This is a genomic window from Hydrogenophaga sp. IBVHS2, assembly GCF_002127215.1.
In the GTDB taxonomy this organism is placed as follows: Bacteria; Pseudomonadota; Gammaproteobacteria; order Burkholderiales; family Burkholderiaceae_C; genus Hydrogenophaga.
The window spans coordinates 32370-50925 of record NZ_NFUT01000006.1; the positions used below are offsets into that span (position 1 = coordinate 32370).

Genomic DNA, 18556 nt, shown 5'->3' on the forward strand with positions numbered 1-18556 from the left:
CGTGCTCAACACCCAGTCGGTCCTCGACAGCCTGGCCCTGGCCTACGAGCCGGTGTGGGCGCCCGACCGCCATCTGGTGGCGGCCCGCCTGCACCTGCACCCGGTCACGCCCACCGGGGTGGATGCGGCCCACTTCATGGAGCTGCTGGGCGAGCACTGGCCGGAAGAAGCGCCCACGCTCATCCTGTCCATCGCATCACCCCGCCTGCTGCTGCAGACCCTGGCGGTCGATCCGGTGCACAACACCTGCATCGAGGTGCCGGCCGACCTGTTTGCCCGGGCCGACACCGCGGCCCGTCTGACCATTGCGGTGCGGCGTGGCCACCGGCTGGTCTGCCGCACGCCTCTGGCCGGTGTGCACGGCCCCGGCATGGACAGCATCGATGCCCGTCCGCTGGTGCAGCTCTCGGCCGAAGAGGCCCATCGCCTGACCGCGCCGGTGCCGCCGGGCCGCACGCCGCCGCAGCTGCCGCCGGGTCTGATCGTCGGCGGTGCCGACACCCGCAGCCTGCTGCGCCACCTGCTCGAGGAACAGTCGGTGCACGGCGTGCTGGGCTGGCCGGAAGACGACGTGCTGGCCGCGCACAAACACCACCCGATCAGCTACGACCGCGACATCCTGCATGCCGTGCTGCAGGCCATCGACGACGACGACTGCTCGGTCGAGCGCCTGGAGCGGCTGGTGCGACAGGACGCGGTGCTGGTCTACCGGCTGCTGCTGCTGGTCAACTCCGCTGCCTACGGCAACCGCCGCGAGATCAGTTCGCTGCGCCACGCCTTGATGATGCTGGGCTTTCGCGAACTGGGCCGCTGGGTGACCGAACAGATCACCGAGGTCGAGCCCGACCCCGACCTGCACCCGGTGCGTCTGGCCATGGTGATGCGGGCGCGCCTGGCCCAGCACCTGCTCATGACCGGATCGGACGACACCCTGCGGGCCGAGGTCTATGCCACCGCGCTCATGGGTGAACTCGGCCGGCTGCTGCACCAGCCGCTGGCCACGTTGCTCAACAAGCTGCCGCTGCCGGGCCGCATCTTCGATGCACTGCTGCGCCGCGACGGCCCGTACTTCCCGCTGGTGGACACCGCCCGTGCGATGGGCCAGCCCGCCGACATCGCCCGCCTGCCTCTGGTCTGCCGGGTGCACGACATCTCGCTGGAGACCGCCAACCGCAGCCTGCTGCGCATGCTGGCCACCAGCCACAGCCACGCCGGGCGGCGCTCGGAGCGCATGACCTGAGCCGGGTCGTGCCGCGGGCCAGCGGTACGATCGGCACCATGGCAAACGTTTCCTCTTCGCCGCCGGTGCATCGGCGCGCCCTGGTCCTGTTCTCCGGCGGCCAGGATTCCACCACCTGCCTGGCCCACGCGCTGGCGCGTTTCGAACACGTCGAGACCCTGGGTTTCGACTATGGCCAGCGCCACCATGTGGAGCTGCAGGCCCGCCTGAACGTGCTGCGCGAGCTGCGCCAACGCTTTCCGCAGTGGGCGCAGCGCCTGGGCGACGACCATGTGCTCGACCTGGCCGTGCTGGGCGCGGTGTCCGACACCTCGCTCACCCGCGACATGGCCTTCCGCATGGAGGCCAGCGGCCTGCCCAACACCTTCGTGCCGGGCCGCAACCTGCTGTTCCTGACGCTGGCCGCTGCGCTGGCCTACCGGCGCGGCATGACGGTGCTGGTGACCGGCGTGTGCGAGACCGATTTTTCCGGCTACCCCGACTGCCGCGACGACACCATGAAGGCCCTGCAGGTCGCGCTCACCCTGGGCATGGACCATCGGTTCCTGATCGACACACCGCTCATGTGGATCGACAAGGCCGACACCTGGCGCATGGCCGAGCAGCTGGGCGGCCAGGCGCTGGTGGACCTGATCGTGGAGCACAGCCACACCTGCTACCTGGGTGACCGCAGCCACCGCCACGCCTGGGGCTGGGGCTGCGGCAGCTGCCCGGCCTGCGAGCTGCGGGCCCGGGGCTGGGCGGCTTACGCCGACGCCACCCGGTAACGCGGCGAGCCCTCGGCGCCGTCACCCGGCACCAGCGTCCACTGCCGGTTGTGGAAAGCGGCCACGGCGGGCCGGTGGGCGATCGATATCAGGGCCCCGTTCTGCGCCTGCACCAGGGCCTGCAGCCGTTCGTACAGCGCGGCCTCGGCGGCCGGATCGAGCGCGCTGGTGGCTTCGTCCACGAACAGCCAGCGCGGCTGCTTGAGCAGGGCCCGTGCGGCGGCCAGGCGCTGCTGCTCTCCGCCCGAAAGCTTCTGGCCCCAGCTGTCCACCTCGTCCAGCCGGCTGCCCAGCTCGGGCAGCAGGGCCTCGGTCAGGGCCTGCTGCAGCTGGGCATCGGTGTAGCGCTCGGCCGGCTCGGGGTAGGCCAGGGCATCGCGCAGCGGGCCGGTGGGGAAGTAGGGCCGCTGCGGCAGGAACATGGCCCGCGTTGCAAAGTCGGCCGGCAGGCGCAACTGCCGCTGTGCCCAGGGCCAGATGCCGGCCAGCCCCCGGAACAGGGTGGACTTGCCGCTGCCCGAAGGGCCTTGCAGCAGCACCCGGTCACCCGGTGACAGGCTCAGCCCGGCCACGCCCAGCAGCGCCACGCCACCGGGCAAGGCCAGGTCCATGCGGTCCACCGCCAGGGTGTCGTCGGCCGGGCCGGATGCCGGCGCGGTGTCGCCATCCCCGGTCTGCAGGGCCTGGAAGCTTTCCTCGAAGCTGGTGATGCGGTCGGTGGTGGCGCGCCAGGCCGCCAGGCTGCTGTAGTTGTCCACGAACCACGAAAGCGCGTCCTGCACCCGGCCGAAGGCCGAGGCGATCTGGATGAGTTCACCGAGCTGGATGGCGCCGCTGAAGAAGCGCGGTGCCGCCACGATGAAGGGGAACACCACGGCGGCCTGACCAAAGCCCACGGTGAACCAGGTCAGCCGCTTCTGGGCATTGATGAGCTGCAGGTAGTTGCCCAGCACCGACTGGAAGCGCTGGCCCAGGTGGCGACGCTCCACCGGCTCGCCCTTGTCGAGCGCGATGGATTCGCTGTACTCGCGCACCCGCACCAGGTGGTGGCGGAAGTCGGCCTCGAAGCGCTGCTGGCGGAAGTTCAGGCCGATCTGCGGCCGGCCGATGTAGTGGGTGATGACGCTGCCGGCCACGCAATACACCACCGCCATCCAGACCATGAAGCCGGGGATGTCCCAGCTCTGCCCGTTGAAGTGGAAGGCGAAGCTGCCCGAGAGCGACCACAGGATGCCCACGAAGCTCACCAGCGTGACCACCGCATTGAGCAGGCCCATGGACAGGCTCACCGAGTAGCTGGTGAACAGGTTCATGTCTTCGGCGATGCGCTGGTCCGGGTTGTCGGGCGGGGCATCGGTGCCGCGCGCGTGACGCTGGAGTTCGAGCTGGTAGAAGCGCTGCTGGGTGAGCCAGCGGTCCAGGTAGTGGCCGGTCATCCAGGCGCGCCAGCGCATTTCCAGCAGCTGGGTCAGGTAGAAGCGGTAGACCGCGATCAGGATGAAGCCGAAGGCCAGGTACGTGAAGCGGCCCAGCTCGCGCCAGAAGACCTCGGCGTCCTTGTTCTGCAGCGCGTCGTAGAACACCCGGTTCCATTCGTTGATCTGCACCAGCATGTAGACCGCACCCAGGTTGAGCGCCACGATGGCCGCCAGCAGGCCCCGGGCCTTCCACTTTTCCTCGGAGCTGAAATAGGGGGCGGTGAGGCGGGCCACCTTGCCGGCGAATTCGCGGAACGCGCGCCAGCGCGACAACTTCACGGGCGGTGCAACAGGCATCTCGGCAGTCATGGGACCTCAGGGGTTGGCGATGCCGCTGGCCACATGCCCGGCGGGCACATGGCGGGCGGCCGATTCGATGTGGCCGGTCTGATCGTCGAAGAAGAAGTCGGGTTCAAAGGCGCGCAGGAATTCGCCCTTGTCCATGCCGCCCAGGAACATGGCCTCGTCCACCTCGATGTTCCAGTCCATCAGGGTGCGGATGGCGCGTTCATGGGCCGGGGCGCTGCGGGCGGTGACCAGCGCGGTGCGGATGCGCATGTGCGGCGTGCCTTCCTGCTGCAGGCGATGCAGGGCTTCGAGCAGCGGCTTGAACGGCCCGCCGGGCAGCGGCTGGCTGGCCTTGCTGGATTCGTGCTGCTGGAAGGCCGGCAGGCCCTGGGCCTGGTAGACCTGCTCGGCCTCGTCGGAGAACAGCACCGCGTCGCCGTCGAAGGCGATGCGCACCTCGTTGGGGTAGGTGTTGAGGGCACGTGCCGAATGGGTCGCCACGGTGGCGGCCGGAAAACCCATGTTCAGGGCCGCGCGCACATCGGCTGCATTGGCCGAGAGGAACAGGTTGGCCTTGAGCGGCGCGAGGTAGCGCCAGGGGTCCCGGCCACGGGTGAACACGCCGCGCTGCACCTGCAGGTCGTGGTCCTTGACCGAGCGGAACACGCGCAGGCCCGACACCGGGTCGTTGCGCGAGAGCATGACCACCTCGACCCGCTGGTTGGCGGCATCGTTGAAGCTCAGCAGCTTTCGGATGAGCGAGAAGGCCACGCCGGGGTGGGCGGGCTCGTCCAGCTTTTCCAGCTGCAGACGCATGTAGGCGCGGTCGTCGCCTTTCTCGAACAGGTGGTTCTCGGCCTCGAAATCGAACAGGGCGCGCGAGGAGATCGCCACCACCAGTTTGCCGTCCAGGGAAACGCCCATGGGGATTCAGGTCACAAGTTGGTTGAGCTGGATGATGGGCATGAGCACCGCCAGCACGATGAGCATCACGATCAGGCCCATGCCCACGATGAGCAGCGGCTCCAGCAGGGTGGCCAGGTTGAGCGAGCGGCGCTGCACCTCGGCGCCCAGCTGGTCGGCGGCGCGCTGCAGCATGGCCGGCAGCTCGCCGGTCTGCTCGCCCAGGCGCGCAAACAGCACCAGCAGCGGCGGGAAGCGGCTCTGGCTGGCCAGCGCCGAGGCCAGCGGCGCACCTTCGCGCACCAGCACCAGCGCGGCCAGGGCATCGGCCCTCAGGGCCTGGTTGTGCAGGGTTTCGGCCGCGGTCTGCAGGGCCCTCAGGATGGGCACGCCCGCGCCGGCCAGCATGGCCAGGGTGGCGGCAAAGCGGGCCGCGTTGTAGCCCCGGGCGATGCGCCCGGCCAGCGGCAGGCGCAGCCAGGCCCGGTCCATGCGCAGGCGCAGCTCGGGCTGGCGGCGTGCCAGCTGCAGGCCGACAGCACCCGCCACCAGCAGGCCCAGCAGCAGCCAGCCCCAGCTGCGCACGAAGCCGCTGATGCCCAGCATGACCACGGTGAGCAGGGGCAGGGCGCGCTGGCTGCCCTCGAACACGCTGGCCACCTGCGGCACCACGTAGGCCACCAGGAACACGACGATGACCACCGCCACCAGCGTGACGATGGCCGGATACAGGGATGCCGCGATCAGCTTGTTGCGCAGGGCCTCGCGGGCTTCGAGGTCGTCGGCCAGCCGGTCCAGCACGGTGGCGAGCTGGCCGCTCTGTTCCCCGGCGGCGATCACGGCGCAGAACGAGGCCGAGAATTCTTCGGGGTGGTCCGACAGGCTGCGGGCAAAGGAGGCGCCGCCGTTCACTTCGGACCGCAGCACCGCCACCAGGCGCTGCTGGCGCGGGTCTTCGGCCTCGTCGCCCAGGGCCGCCAGGGCGCGTTCCAGCGGCAGGCCGGCCCCCACCAGGCCGGCGAGCTGCCGGGTCCAGACGGCCAGAGCGGTGGCATTGAACACCCGCCGACCCCGGGTCGTGCGGTGGGCTTCACCCGGGGTGCCGGCGGCCATGGCCGGCTCCACGGCCAGCGGCACCAGCGAGCGTGCACGCAGCAACGCCCGCGCTGCGCGGGCGGTGTCGGCGTCGATCAGGCCGCTGCGGGTCTGGCCCTGCTCGTCCAGGGCTTCGAAGGAGTAGGCGGGCATCCGGTCATGTTAGCGCGGCTGCATGACGCCGCGCACCGGCCGGGCCATCAGGTCAGCTCGAGGATGGTGCGCTTGATCTGGCGATGCGAGCCCAGCGCCGGCGTCATGGTCCAGCGGTCCAGCCGGTCGTTGCCGATGCGCAGCATGCCGGTGTGCTGGGTGATGTCGGCGTCGGTCTTGGGGTCGTCGCCGACGAAGCCCAGGGCCACGCGCACCCGCTCCACATCCTGGCGCCGTCCGGTCAGGAAGGTCCAGCCGGGCTTGATGTTGTAGTGGCGGATGTAGTCGCGCAGGGCGGCGGCGTTGTCGAACTCGGGACGCAGGGTGATGGAATACAGGAAGATGTCGCGGCCCACCCGCGAACCCAGTTCCTCGTGTACCTGGCGCAGGTTGGCGGTGTTCTTGGGGCAGATGCCTTCGCAGATGGAATACATCATGTTGAAGGCCACCAGCTTGTCGCGGATGAGGTCGTCGTAGAACTTCACCTTGCGGCCGTCGTGCGTTTCCAGCGTCACGTTGGGGAAGTAGTCGGCCATGCTGCTGCGTCGCCGCAGCGAGGGGGCGGCCGCCTGGGCGGCCACCGGCGCCAGCAGGGCGGAGCCGGCCAGGCGCAGGAGGTTGCGTTTGCTGTTCATGTGAGGGACTCCTGGGTCGGTGCTGGCGTCAGATCACGTCGAACCGGACCATCATGGCGTGGTCCTCGTGCGACAGGTTGTGGCAATGCATGACGTACTTGCCGGTGAAGTCCCGGAACTTGATCAGCACCTCCACGCGCTCGTCCGGGGCGAGCGCCACCACATCCTTGCGGCCCTGTTCGTGCGGCGGCGGCGGTTTCCCGTTGCGCGAGAGGATGCGGAACTCCTCCATGTGGATGTGGATGGGGTGGAACCAGCTGCCGTGACCCTGCAGCGTCCAGATCTCGGTGCTGCCCTTGGGGATGCGGGCTGCCGGCTTCTCCACATCGAACAGCTGGCTGTTGACCGCCCACATGGAGTTGTTCTTGTCGAAGTCCCAGTAGCGGCGACGGGTGACCTGGCTCAGGTCGATCGGCGGCTGCTCGCGCAGGCGTGCCGGCACCCGGCTGTTGTCGGGGGTGACCGGGTTGGCCACCACGTCGAAACGCAGCACCTCGGTGCCTTTGGCCACCAGGCCTTCCGGCCCGCGCCCGTCCTTCATGGCCAGTCGGTTGACCAGCACCAGGCGCGTGCCCAGCGGGTACTTGCTGAAGTCGATGACGATGTCGCTGCGCTCGCCCGGTGCCAGACGCACCCGGTTCATGGTCAGCGGGGCTTCGAGCAGGTTGCCGTCGTTGGCGATGTACTGGAAGTCTTCCGAGCTGGTGCCGTTCATGAGATAGAACTCATAGAAACGGGCGACGCTGGAATCGATGATGCGGAAGCGGTACTTGCGGCGCTGCACCCGGAAGAAGGGCTGGATGGAGCCGTTGACGGTGATCTTGTTGCCCAGATGCCCCTTGTTCTCCGACATCGGGTTGAACACCATGTTGCCGCTGAGGTCGAACTGCACGTCCGAGATCATCAGCACCTGGTCGTAGGTGCCCACGCCACTGGGCAGGCGCAGCGCCTGCGGGTTGGGATCGTTCTCGTCGCCGGAGTCGATGTCGTCGAACAGCAGGTACGAGCCGATCATGCCCCGGTAGACGTTCTGCTCGGTGTAGTCCATGCGGTGGTCGTGGAACCACAGCGTGCCCAGGGCCTCGCGAGGGTCGCCGATGCCCGCCGGGTCGGTGGAGAACCCGGCGTAGTAGTTCATGAACAGGTGGTCCTTGTAGTTGCCCGGGCGGGTCAGGCCGGGCCCGTGGCGCAGCGTGCTCCAGTAGTCGCCGGCAAAACCGTCGCTCTCGGAGGCGCAATGCAGGTTGTGCAGGTGCACCGAGATTTCCGGTGAACCGAAGCCCACCGCGTAGGGGTCGATCTGGTTGACGAAGCGCACCAGGGCCGCCTCGTCGTAGCGCGACACGATGCAGGGGCCGGGAAAGGTGCCGTCGTAGCCACGGATGGTCTGGGTGGGCAGATCCGGGTGGAACGAGTGCTGGCCTTCCCGCACGACCACGCGGTACAGGGCATGCGGCGGCTCGCCCCAGATCTGGTGCGGCGCCCGTCCGGCTTCCCTGGGGGCTGCCTCGCGCGTGGGCGCGGGCGAGAGCGAGCTCACCGGGGTCTTGGGCCGCATCACCTTCAGGGGCATGCGCCAGGGAGCGGTCGGGGGGCCTTCGGGCACGTCCTCGGCCTGGGCCTGCCGGTTGGGGGTCATGCTCAGGCCGGCGGCCACGGCGCTGGCGGCGCCCAGCTTGAGGGAGTCGCGCCGGCTGATGCCGGTGGAGATCGGTGCGTCGGAATCGTCTTGCGGTGTCGGTGGTGTGGATGCGTGTTTCATGCCAAGGCTCCCGGTATCGCTGAGGCCCGGTCGCGAGGCATCACGTTCGTGCTGATCGTTGATGCATTTCGCGAGATTTACTTACAAATCTGGGCTGACGGGGCGATTCTTCGGGGTGCCGGGTGGGGGGTCAATCCACAGTTTGTGTAGCCAGAACGGGTGTTTTCAGGGCGAATCTGTCGGAATAAGGCCTGAATAATGAATACCTTGGTAATCACAAACGTAGTCATTCGGGGCTAAAACCTCCGACTGACATCGGTCTGTGACGAAATGCCTTCGAATGTGAACAAACGTAACTAAAGCAACAAAAGGCTAAACCTTCGAGGCAAAAAAACCCGGGCGCCGACGGGCTGCCCGGGTGGTTGCCGGGTCAGTTGTCGCGGGTGACCCGCAGCAGCTCCTCGGTGGTGGTGATGCCGGCCTGCACCAGCCGCTGACCGTCCTCGCGCATGAGCACCATGCCGCCGGCCAGGGCGCATTCGCGCAGTTCGGCCTCGCTGGCCTGGCGGTGGATGAGCGCCCGCAGCGATTCATCGGCCACCAGCAACTCGAACACGCCGGTGCGCCCGGCGTAACCGGTGTGGCCGCAGGCCTCGCAGCCGGGGCCGCCGCAGGCGGTGCAGGTCTTGCGGACCAGCCGCTGGGCCAGCACGCCCAGCAGGGACGAACTGAGCAGGAAGGGCTCGACCCCCATGTCGGCCAGCCGGGTGATGGCGCTGGCCGCGTCGTTGGTGTGCAGGGTGGCCAGCACCAGGTGGCCGGTGAGCGAGGCCTGGATGGCGATCTGCGCGGTCTCGAAATCACGGATCTCGCCGATCATGATCACGTCCGGGTCCTGCCGCAGGATGGCCCGCAGCGCCTTGGCGAAGGTCAGGTCGATCTTGGCGTTCACCTGGGTCTGGCCGATGCCGGGCAGCTCGTACTCGATCGGGTCTTCCACCGTCATGATGTTGCTGCTGCTCGCATCCAGCCGCTGCAGGGCTGCATACAGCGTGGTGGTCTTGCCCGAGCCGGTGGGGCCGGTCACCAGGATGATGCCGTGGGGCTGGCGCACCAGCTGGTCGAAGCGCCGCAGCACCTCGCCCTGCATGCCCACCGATTCCAGCTCCAGCTGGCCCTCGCTCTTGTCCAGCAGGCGCAACACCGCGCGCTCGCCGTGGGCGCCGGGCAGGGTGGACACCCGCACGTCCACCGCCCGCGTGCCGATGCGCAGGCTGATGCGCCCGTCCTGCGGCAGGCGCTTTTCCGAGATGTCGAGCTCGGCCATGATCTTCAGCCGCGAGATGAGCGCCGCGTGCAGCGCCCGGTTGGGCTGCACCACCTCGCGCAGCGTGCCGTCCACCCGGAAGCGCACGCTGGAGTGGCGCTCGTAGGGCTCGATGTGGATGTCGCTGGCGCCGTCGCGCACCGCCTGGGTCAGCAGCGCATTGAGCATGCGGATGATGGGCGCATCGTCGGCGGCTTCCAGCAGGTCCTCGATGGCGGGCAGCTCCTGCATCATGCGGCTGAGGTCGGCCACGCCCTGGACCTCGCTGACCACGGCGGCCGCACTCGATTCGTTGCCGGCGTAGGCGGCGCTGATGCGCTGGGCCAGCTCGTCGGCCGGCACCCAGCGCACCTCGCGCGGCGCCTGGGGTGCCAGCCAGCGCAGCAGCTCGGACAGCGCCGAGAGCCGGTCCCGGTGCCGGCCGGCATCGGCCGGATCGGGGGCGGCACCCAGCAGCACGGCGGGCTCGCCGTCGCGCTCCTGCTCCAGCAGCCACAGGTGCTCGCGCGCAAACGCGTAAGGCAGCGGGTATTTCACGGCCGGACCCTGGGCACGTCGGTGGGCGAGGGCAGCACCGGCGACTCGTTGATCGGGATCACGCTGCTGTTGGCGGGCTGGATCTCGCGCTGGGCGGCGCGCATGAGGTCGTACCGGTCCAGCGCCAGGGTGGAGGTCTCGCGGCCGTCGCGCATCACCACCGGCCGCAGGAACACCATCAGGTTGGTCTTGCGGCGGCTGCGGCTCTCGCTGCGGAACAGGTTGCCCAGCACCGGCACATCCCCCAGACCGGGCACCTTGTCCTGGTTGCCGGCGTACTCGTCCTGCAGCAGGCCGCCCAGCACCACGATGGCGCCATCGTCCACCAGCACGGTGGACTCGATGCTGCGCACGTTGGTGATCAGGCCGGTGGGCGAGTTCACCGACTGCGGCTGCACATTGCTGACCTCCTGGTAGATGGTCATCTTGATGGTGCCGTTCTCGCTGATCTGGGGACGCACCCGCAGCGTCAGGCCAACGTCCTTGCGCTCGATGGTCTGGAACGGGTTGACCGCACCGTTGGCCGCGCCGGTGTTGGTGAACTGACCGGTCACGAAGGGCACGTTCTGGCCGATGACGATGCGCGCCTCCTCGTTGTCCAGCGTGAGCAGGTTGGGCGTCGACAGGATGTTGCCGTCACCGTTCTGCTGCAGGAAGCGGGCCAGGAAGCCCAGCACATAGACGCCGTTGTTGCGCCGCGCGATGCCCAGGTTCAGGCCGGGTGCCGGCGAAGGATCGTCCTGTTTGGAGAGGTCGACGATGCTGCGCCCGCCGCTGCCGAAGTTGGTGCCCAGCAGGCCGATGGTGCGGTCGCCGTCGCGCCCCGACGCGCCCTGCCACTGGATGCCGAACTCGGCCGCCTTGTCGGCATTGACCTCGGCGATCAGGCTCTCCACATACACCTGCGCCCGGCGCGAATCGAGCTGGTCGATGACGGCGCGCAGCTGGCGGTACTGGGGCTCGGGCGCGGTGATGATGAGCGAGTTGGTGGCCGGGTCGGCCTGGATCTGGCCGCCGGTGCTGGGGCCTTCGGTCGGGGTGAGCGGCGCACTGGCGCCCGGGTTGCCGGCCCCGCCACCGAAGCCGACGTTGCCCCCGGTCCGCACGCCGGTGTTCAGCCCGGTCGCCAGACCGCCCGACGGCGCAGCGGCCGTGCGCAGCACGCTGCCACCGCTGCTGCTGCCGGCTTCACCGGAGATGGCCGCGCGCAGCGTGGCCGCCAGGGCCACCGCGTTGGCATTCTTCAGATAGACCACATGGATGTTGCCGGCCGCCTTGCCGCCGGCCGACGGCTGGTCCAGCCGGGTCACCAGCGACCGCACCAGCGCCAGGCGGGCCGGGTTGGCCGCGCGCAGCACCAGCGCATTGCTGCGCGGCTCGGCCACGATGGTGGTGCGGTAGCTGGCGTCGCCGGCCGCTGCCGCGCCATTGCCGCCCGCACCGTTGCCGGTGCTGCCGCCCGGCTCGATCAGCCGCTGCACCAGGGGCACCAGGTCGGCGGCCACCGCGTGCTGCAGCGGAATGATCTCGATGTCGGTGGCACCGGCCACATCCAGCGAGGCAATGATGCGGCCGATGCGCTGCAGGTTGTCGGCGTAATCGGTGATGACCAGCGAGTTGTTGCCGGGGTTGACGTTGATGGTGTTGTTGGGCCCGATCAGGGGCCGCAGCACCGGCACCAGGTTGTTGGCCGACTCGTGGTTGAGCCGGAAGATCTGCGTGACCACCGTGTTGGGGGCCGCACCCGGCCCGCCGGCGCCCACCACCACGCTGCCCATGAGCTTGGCATCGGCTTCGGGCACCACCTTGTACAGACCCCCGGTGTCCACCAGCGAGAAGCCCTGCAGCCGCAGCGCCGCCGCGAACTGGTTGACGGCAGCCGCCGGCGTGACCGGTCGGTCGGTGGCGAGGGTGATCTGGCCCTGCACCCGGGGGTCCACCACCACGTTGCGCCCGGTGATGGTGGCCATGGTGCGGGCCACCGCCTCGATCTCGGCGCCGACGAAGTTGAGCGTCACCGGTTCGCTGCTGCGCACCGGCTGCGCCTGCAAGGGCGGGTGGGACAGACCCAGGACCAGCAGGGAGCCGGCGAGCGTGAGGCGGAAGGGGCGGGGCAAGGCGTTCATGGGGGCGTCCTGAGAAGGGTGTCCGGCGTGTCGGGGCAGTACGGGGGCATCAGCCCATCTGGAGCAGGGAGCGGTCGCCGCGGCGCCGTCCCATGAGGTTGAGCAGGTTGGCCAGTTCGGCCTGGTGGGGCGGTTCGGCCCGCGCTTCTCCGGCAAAGCGCAGCCGGCCACCGCGCCATTGCCCGCTGCCTTCGATGCGCAGGGCGCCGGCGTCGGTGCGCACCGCCACCGCGGGCGGGCGTCCGTCCGACGCCTGCAGGGTGGCGCTGTAGGTGCCCAGGGGCCGCACCGGTGCCAGGCGCGAAGCCAGGTCGCGGGCCTGCAGCGCGGCGCTGCCGTCCAGCAGCCACCCGCCGTCCTGCCAGCGGGCCTGCAGGCCGGGTGTCTGCAGTTGCAGACGGCCCTGCAGCTGCAGGGTGTTCCAGGGGGTGCCCAGACCGCTGAGCAGCTCGGCCGGCCAGGTCACGTCCCAGGCGGCTGCCGTGAGCAGCCAGCCACCGGCCACCGGGTGGGCCGCCAGCTGCAGCGGCCCGGCGGCGCAGCACGGCAGCTGCAGTGCCACCCGCAGGGTGGGCCAGGCGCCGCTCAGGCCAGGTCGCAGGCGCCACTGCAGACCGCCGGGCAGGCCGGCCCGGTCGTGGCTGTCGGCCCCGGCGCTGAGCACCAGATCGGCCGAGCCGGTCCACACCGTACCGCGTGCATTCACCAGCTGCAGCTGGCCGCCGCTGGCCTGGCCCAGCCGGTCGGTCATCCAGCGGGCCGGTGCAAAGCACAGCAGCGCCAGCAACAGACCCAGCAGACCGGCAGACCACCACCAGGCAGGGCGAAGGACGGCAGGGGCCTGGCGCATGGCGATGCCGATCAGTTGCCGCCGGCGGCCGGTCCGCCCAGCACCAGGGTGCCGCTCCAGCGGCCGTCGTCGCTGCGGCTGAGCTCGGCCGTGCGGGGCGCCAGCCGGGCGTTCACCCGCGCCTGTTCGATCCAGGCGGCCAGGGCGGCAGGCTCGACGCCGCGCACCACCAGCGTGGCCTGTCCCCCGCTCAGACTGAGCCGCGCCGTGCCCGACAGCCGCGCCGTGGCCGCCTCCAGCGCGCGCTGCACGTCGCCGGGCGCCGGCGTCTGTGCGGCGCCGCTGTCCTTGAGCTGGCTGGCGGTGGCGGCGAGCTGCTGCATGCGGGCCATGCGCCGATCGAGTTCCTGCTGCTGCGCCGGGGCAGCCGCCAGGGTGCGCCAGGCCGGCAGCACGGCCACGGCCAGCAGCCCTGCAACGAGCATCACCGCCACCATGGCGACCACCAGCCGGCGCTCGCGGGCATTGAGGCCCGCCAGCCGGGTGTTCAGCTCGGTCTGCAGCCGGGTCCAGGCGGTCATGGGCGGCCTCCCGCGGCAGGCGATGCGGTCAGCACCAGGCCCTCGCTGTCGGTGCGCAGCTGCCAGCCGGCCTGGGACAGGCCATCCTGCAGGGCCTGCAGCCGACCCGCCTCCACCCGCCAGCCGTCCAGCCGCACCTGGCCGTCGGCAAAACGGATGCGGTCCGGCGTGGGCAGGCTGCCATCGGCCGGCAGGTGCTGGCCCAGCGCGGCCAGCAGGGATTCCAGGTCGCCGCGGTCCAGCAGACCGGCGCTGCGCTGCAGGCGTTCCACCTCGCGCTGCATCTGCACCGGTGCATCCAGCACCAGCGTGACCGAGGGGAACTGGTCCTTGAGCAGCTGGTCGATTGCCGCGCGCTGGGATGCCTGCGAACGCCGCTCGGCCTGGGCCATCAGGTTCAGGCCGAGCAACTGCACCACCAGCAGGCCGACCAGGCCCCAGCGTGCCGGTCGCCAGGCCGGGGCACTGCGGAACTGCTGCCACCACTGACCCAGTTTCTGGCCCTGACGCGCGCCCTGGCTCAGGCTGAACCCGAACTGCGCCAGGTTCCAGGGGCCTTCGGCGCAGCGCAGCAGCCATTGGGTGCCGGTCACCACCGACACCGGGCGTTGCAGCCGGGCCTCGGCCGCGCCGGCGACCGCAGGGTCGGAGGTCCATCGCGCCGGCGCGCCGGCGGCATCGTTCGGCAAGGCCACGGCGGCCAGCGGCAGACAGCCCACGCCGCGGTCGTCCTGCTGCGCGAGCCACGGCTGGCCCTGCCATTCGAACGCGTGGTGCAGCGCGGGGGCACCTTCGGCCTGGGGCCACAGGCCGGGTGCGATGCGCACCACCCGCTGGCCCGCCTCCTGCAGCAGCGCCAGCCAGGCCTTCAGCGGGTCGCGGCGGCAGGCGGCCACCCACAGGGTCTGGCCCGGCTTGCCGCCCGGCTCCAGGGCCAGGTGCAGGTGTTCCACGTCATCGAGCAGGCGGTCTTCCAGCAGACCGTCCAGGGCGGCACGCACCCGGTTGGCCGGCATGCGTGGCAGCGTGACGGCATGCCAGGACACCGCCATGGGCGGCAGCACCAGCACCACATCGTCGCCGCGCGGCAACAACGATGCCGGACCACGGCCATGGCGCGGCGGGGCCGCCGGCGCCCCCGGCTGCACCCAGTCCAGCTCGCTGGTGGGCCGCACGGGCGAGCCGGCGTCGAATTCGACAGGACAGACGATGAGCACGTAAGGGGGGCCGTCGGGCCGCTGGAATGGCCGGAAAGTCGCCACCGAGTACGCATTGAGCATTACTCCGTGGGGTTTATGACCATTCTAGGGAGGACATGTGACAAATGGCCTCAGGCCTTGCACCGATACCGCTGCAGCGTTGTCAACGTCGCGAAAACCGCTCCCGCCAGAGCACCTGCACCCCCTGGTTGCTGCGCTGCACCACCGAGCGCTCCTCGATGGTGATGTCGTCCAGCCGCAGCCGGCCCCGCACCTCGAAGTGCCGGGTGCGCACATCGTGATAGACCTCGGACAGCGGGTTGCCGTCCACCACCCGGTCGCCGAACAGGGCGCGCCGGGCCTCGGCCAGGGTCACGAACGGCTGGCGTTCCCGGGCCTGCACCAGGGCGCGGGCCTGGGTGGCGTCGATGCCGCCAATGGCCGCCTCGATCGCCTCGGGCGATGCGGTGTTGAGGTTGAGCGGGGTGCGCCCGGGCAGCAGCGTGGCGTGCGGCTCCAGCACCGCCAGGCTGGCGCTGGAGATGCCCAGCCAGCGCAACTGGGGGAAGCGCTGCGGAATGAGCGCCGTGGCCGAGGGACGCGGATCGGTCAGGGCCTGCTGCAGGGTCTGGCGCCAGGCCTGGGCGGCGGCTTCCAGCTCGCCTGCCGGCAGCCCGAGGCGGGCATACAGGCGGCGAAAAGCCTCCAGATCGACCGGCGAGATCTCGGCTTTCAGACTGTTGCCACTGCCGCTCTGGCGCACCAGATTGCCGAAGTTGAGCCGCGACTGCAGGTCGATCACCTCGCCCGAGAAGAAGGCCTCCAGCAGCTCGTCGCCGCGCTCGTTGGCGTCCAGCGCCAGGAAGCGCGACAGCCGCGCTTCCTGCAGCGGCAGCGCCCAGGGCTCGCCCAGGTGGTCGGGCTGGCCGGCGAGCTGGTTGGCCCGGCCGTCCTCGCGCAGGATCAGCCGTGTCCAGTCGAGCGCACCGGTCAGCAGCCAGCCGGCCTGCAGCCGCACCCGCTGGGCCCGTTCGATCTCGATCGCCCGCCACTGCTGCCACAGGGACGCGCTGGCCAGCACCGCCACCAGCGTGACCATGAGCATGGCCAGCAGCAGGGCCGCGCCGCGCTGAGGCCGCCTCATCGCCCGGCCTCCAGCGTGGGGCGCACCCAGTCGATGCGCAGCCGGCCACCCTGCGGCAGCCCGGGGCCCAGGTCCAGCACCAGGCGCACGCCGTCGGGCGTGGCGCTGGCCGGGACGCTGCCGGCGCGTGCGGGCGGGGCTTCGTCGGACACCGGCGGGGCGGCGTCATTGACCACGGCATCGTCGCGGGGCGGGGTGCCGGCGGCAGGTGGGGCTGCCGCCGCTTCGTTGCCGATGGCCGACTGCGGGTTGGTCCAGCTGCCTCCCCGGTGGAAATAGATCTGCCAGTCGGTCAGGGGCAGCAGGTCGACCACGCCCTCGGCGGCCTGGCCGCCCCGGCCCCAGTCGCCGCCGGCTTGCCAGGCGCGGGCCAGGGCTTCGCGGCTGCGCAGCGGCTCCGACTGCCAGCGCATCCAGCGCGATCCGCCCGGCCCGTCCCGCCGCGCCCAGGCCACCACCCGCAGGCCTTCGCTGTCAAGCCGGCTCTGCAGGGCGTCGTTGCGGGTCAGACGCAGCACCTGCCCGTCGAATTCGATGGGGCGGATCTCGCCGGTGTCGATCAGGGCGTCCAGGTCGGCCGTCCACTGGCCGGTGGCGGCCTGCAGCCGCTGCAGCCCGGCGGCGTGGTCGCGGTTGATGTCGCGGCCGCGCTGCATGCCGTCGATGGCCCGCCAGCCCAGCAGCGCCACCACCGCCATCACCGCGATGGCCACCAGCATCTCCACCAGGGTGAAGCCGCGCGCCCGCATCAGAACCGCCCCATGACGGTGGAGACCTGCAGCAGCACGCCGGCCTCGGTCTGGCCGTCGGCGGCCGGGCGCAGCACGGCGGCATCGATGCGCCGGAAGTTGGGGTTGGGCGTGGTCTGCACCGTCAGGCGCACCTGCAGCTGGCGGCGGCCCTGCTCGCAGCCCACGGTGGTGGTGCCGGTGCCGGGGAGCTGCCGCACCAGGCGCAGCCGGGCGAGTTCGTTGGCGGCGCACAGTTCGGCCAGCCACTGCTCTTCCTGGCGTTCGCTGGCGCGGGTGAGGGCGGCACTGGCCTGCAGCCCGGCCAGCAGGGTGACGGCCACCACGGCCAGGGCCACCAGGACCTCGATCAGGGTGAATCCGCGCGCGGACCTCATGGCGTGTCCCGCACCACCGCGAACGGGCCCAGCCCGTCGCTGGCCAGGCTCAGTCGGGCATCGCCCAGGCGCAACTCAAGCCGCTGCGGCGGGGTCAGGGGTTCCGGCCCCAGCACCAGGAGGCGGGCATTGGCCGGTTGCGCGATCTCTACCCGGGTGCCGGCATGCAGCCACGAGCGGGGTGGTGGATCGGCGGGCGTGCCGGTGCCGGCCGGCGCCAGCCTGAAGCCGGTCTCGGTCGGCTGCCAGAGCAGCGGCACGCCGCTGGTGCGGGACTGCGCCCGGGCCGCGTCCAGCAGGGCGCCCAGGCGGAGGGCTTCGGTTTCCAGGCGGGTCAGGTTGCTGTCGCGCAGACCCACGGTCACGGTGGCCGTGGCCAGCGCGATCAGCGCCACCACCACCATCAGCTCCAGCAGGGTGAAACCGCGGGGGGCGCGCATCGATTCAGCGAAAGGGGCGGCCCGGCCTCACTGCCAGCTGCCGATGTCGGCGTTCAGGCCCTCGCCGCCGGGGCTGCCGTCGGCCCCGAGCGAGAGCACGTCCACGTCGCCATGCACGCCGGGGTTGATGTACTGGTAGGGGCGACCCCAGGGGTCGGCCGGCAACTTGTCGAGGTAGCGCCGCCAGTTGGCCGGCACCGGTGCGGCGGTCGGCCGGTTCACCAGCGCGGCCAGGCCCTGTTCGCCGGTGGGATAGCGCTGGTTGTCCAGCCGGTAGAGCTTGAGGGCCTGCACCAGGTTGTTCACGTCGGTGCGGGCGGCGGTCACCCGGGCATCGTCGGCGCGGTCGAGCACGTTGGGCACGATGAGGGCGGCCAGCACGCCGATGATGACCAGCACCACCATCAGCTCGATCAGGGTGAAGCCGCGCGCCAGGGCACGCGGCAGGCGGGTCCGCAGGGGCATCGGACGGGAAAGGGATGGCACGGTGGTCTCCGTTTTGAGGGGCCATGCCGTGATCGTTCTGTCACGGCTCGGTGATCATAATGTCGCATGTTCATGACAAGCCGACTGCAGCGCTGGGCCCCGGCCGCCACCGGGGTCGTCCTTTGGCTGGCCGCCGGGCTGAGCGCCGGCTACTGGGGGCTGCAGCTGCTGGGGCGTTCGCCGGCCGTGCCCGTGCCACAGACCCCCAGCCTGCCAGTAGCACCCGACGGCACGCTGGTGGCGCGCGCCCTGGGTGCCCTGGGCACCGGGGCTGGGGTCGTTCCGGACGATGCCGCGCCCGCCGGGGGGGACGTCCGTTACGTGCTGCAGGGCGTGGTGGGCGACCGGGGGGACGGTGTGGCCGCGCTGATTGCGGTGGCGGGCCGACCGGCGCGGCCGTTCCGTGTGGGCATGGCGGTGGACGAGGGGCTGGTGCTGCATTCGGTGCAGGGACGCACCGCCCGCCTGGCCCCATCCACCCGGGCGGCGCCCACGGTCGAACTGCGGCTGCCCGACCCGGCGTCCTGACCCGCTTGCCG

General features: G+C 70.7%; 18 protein-coding genes. 3 read left to right on the top strand and 15 right to left on the bottom strand.

Going from position 1 to position 18556, the window contains the following annotated elements; genetic code table 11:
* Position 1: 1 nt before the first annotated feature.
* On the top strand, positions 2-1240 hold the full coding sequence (locus tag CAP38_RS13630) for an HDOD domain-containing protein (protein ID WP_179188557.1): 1239 nt from the start codon (positions 2-4) through the stop codon (positions 1238-1240).
* A 65-nt stretch (positions 1241-1305) separates the two neighbouring features.
* Complete coding sequence (gene queC, locus CAP38_RS13635; RefSeq protein ID WP_086121981.1) at positions 1306-2007, top strand: 7-cyano-7-deazaguanine synthase QueC; 702 nt, start codon at positions 1306-1308, stop codon at positions 2005-2007.
* Here queC and CAP38_RS13640 read toward each other — a convergent pair.
* The 15 genes from CAP38_RS13640 to gspG all read right to left on the bottom strand — a co-directional run bounded on the left by CAP38_RS13640 (position 1986) and on the right by gspG (position 17996).
* Complete coding sequence (locus CAP38_RS13640) at positions 1986-3794, bottom strand: ABC transporter ATP-binding protein/permease (RefSeq protein ID WP_373271416.1); 1809 nt, start codon at positions 3792-3794, stop codon at positions 1986-1988. The two genes, queC and CAP38_RS13640, sit on opposite strands and share 22 nt — an antisense overlap.
* 6 nt (positions 3795-3800) lie before the next feature.
* A complete protein-coding gene (locus tag CAP38_RS13645) occupies positions 3801-4697 on the bottom strand; it encodes a 5'-nucleotidase (protein ID WP_086121982.1) in 897 nt (298 codons plus the stop codon).
* Positions 4698-4703: 6 nt separating this feature from the next.
* Entirely contained in the window at positions 4704-5924 is a 1221-nt protein-coding gene (gene gspF / locus CAP38_RS13650; RefSeq protein WP_086121983.1) for a type II secretion system inner membrane protein GspF, read from the bottom strand.
* Positions 5925-5971: 47 nt separating this feature from the next.
* Positions 5972-6559 (bottom strand): SCO family protein, encoded by a 588-nt coding sequence (locus tag CAP38_RS13655; protein ID WP_086121984.1) that lies wholly within the window; start codon positions 6557-6559, stop codon positions 5972-5974.
* Between the two features lie 28 nt (positions 6560-6587).
* Positions 6588-8321, bottom strand: coding sequence for a multicopper oxidase family protein (locus CAP38_RS13660; RefSeq protein ID WP_256924461.1), 1734 nt, complete (start codon positions 8319-8321; stop codon positions 6588-6590).
* Positions 8322-8691: 370 nt separating this feature from the next.
* A complete protein-coding gene (locus tag CAP38_RS13665) occupies positions 8692-10125 on the bottom strand; it encodes a GspE/PulE family protein (RefSeq protein WP_086121985.1) in 1434 nt (477 codons plus the stop codon).
* The gene (gene gspD, locus CAP38_RS13670) at positions 10122-12251 is read right to left on the bottom strand and encodes a type II secretion system secretin GspD (RefSeq protein WP_086121986.1); all 2130 of its coding nucleotides are present in this window, start codon (positions 12249-12251) and stop codon (positions 10122-10124) included. The genes CAP38_RS13665 and gspD overlap by 4 nt, the downstream gene beginning before the upstream one ends.
* 49 nt (positions 12252-12300) lie before the next feature.
* Positions 12301-13101 (bottom strand): type II secretion system protein N, encoded by an 801-nt coding sequence (gspN, locus tag CAP38_RS13675; RefSeq protein WP_086121987.1) that lies wholly within the window; start codon positions 13099-13101, stop codon positions 12301-12303.
* A gap of 11 nt (positions 13102-13112) precedes the next feature.
* Positions 13113-13622, bottom strand: a complete 510-nt coding sequence (gspM, locus tag CAP38_RS13680; RefSeq protein WP_086121988.1) for a type II secretion system protein GspM — start codon at positions 13620-13622, stop codon at positions 13113-13115.
* Positions 13619-14902, bottom strand: coding sequence for a type II secretion system protein GspL (gene gspL / locus CAP38_RS13685; RefSeq protein WP_086121989.1), 1284 nt, complete (start codon positions 14900-14902; stop codon positions 13619-13621). The genes gspM and gspL overlap by 4 nt, the downstream gene beginning before the upstream one ends.
* An 82-nt stretch (positions 14903-14984) precedes the next feature.
* On the bottom strand, positions 14985-15965 hold the full coding sequence (gene gspK, locus CAP38_RS13690) for a type II secretion system minor pseudopilin GspK (RefSeq protein WP_086121990.1): 981 nt from the start codon (positions 15963-15965) through the stop codon (positions 14985-14987).
* Positions 15962-16714 (bottom strand): type II secretion system protein J, encoded by a 753-nt coding sequence (locus tag CAP38_RS13695; protein WP_086121991.1) that lies wholly within the window; start codon positions 16712-16714, stop codon positions 15962-15964. Before CAP38_RS13695 ends, gspK begins: the two co-directional genes overlap by 4 nt.
* Positions 16714-17091 (bottom strand): type II secretion system minor pseudopilin GspI, encoded by a 378-nt coding sequence (gene gspI, locus CAP38_RS13700; protein WP_086121992.1) that lies wholly within the window; start codon positions 17089-17091, stop codon positions 16714-16716. Before gspI ends, CAP38_RS13695 begins: the two co-directional genes overlap by 1 nt.
* Complete coding sequence (locus CAP38_RS13705; protein WP_086121993.1) at positions 17088-17531, bottom strand: prepilin-type N-terminal cleavage/methylation domain-containing protein; 444 nt, start codon at positions 17529-17531, stop codon at positions 17088-17090. The genes gspI and CAP38_RS13705 overlap by 4 nt, the downstream gene beginning before the upstream one ends.
* Positions 17532-17558: 27 nt before the next feature.
* Complete coding sequence (gene gspG / locus CAP38_RS13710) at positions 17559-17996, bottom strand: type II secretion system major pseudopilin GspG (RefSeq protein WP_086121994.1); 438 nt, start codon at positions 17994-17996, stop codon at positions 17559-17561.
* Between the two features lie 93 nt (positions 17997-18089).
* On the opposite strand from gspG, the gene CAP38_RS13715 reads away from it, so the two are divergent.
* Positions 18090-18545 (top strand): hypothetical protein, encoded by a 456-nt coding sequence (locus CAP38_RS13715; protein WP_086122159.1) that lies wholly within the window; start codon positions 18090-18092, stop codon positions 18543-18545.
* The last annotated feature ends 11 nt before the right edge of the window (positions 18546-18556 follow it).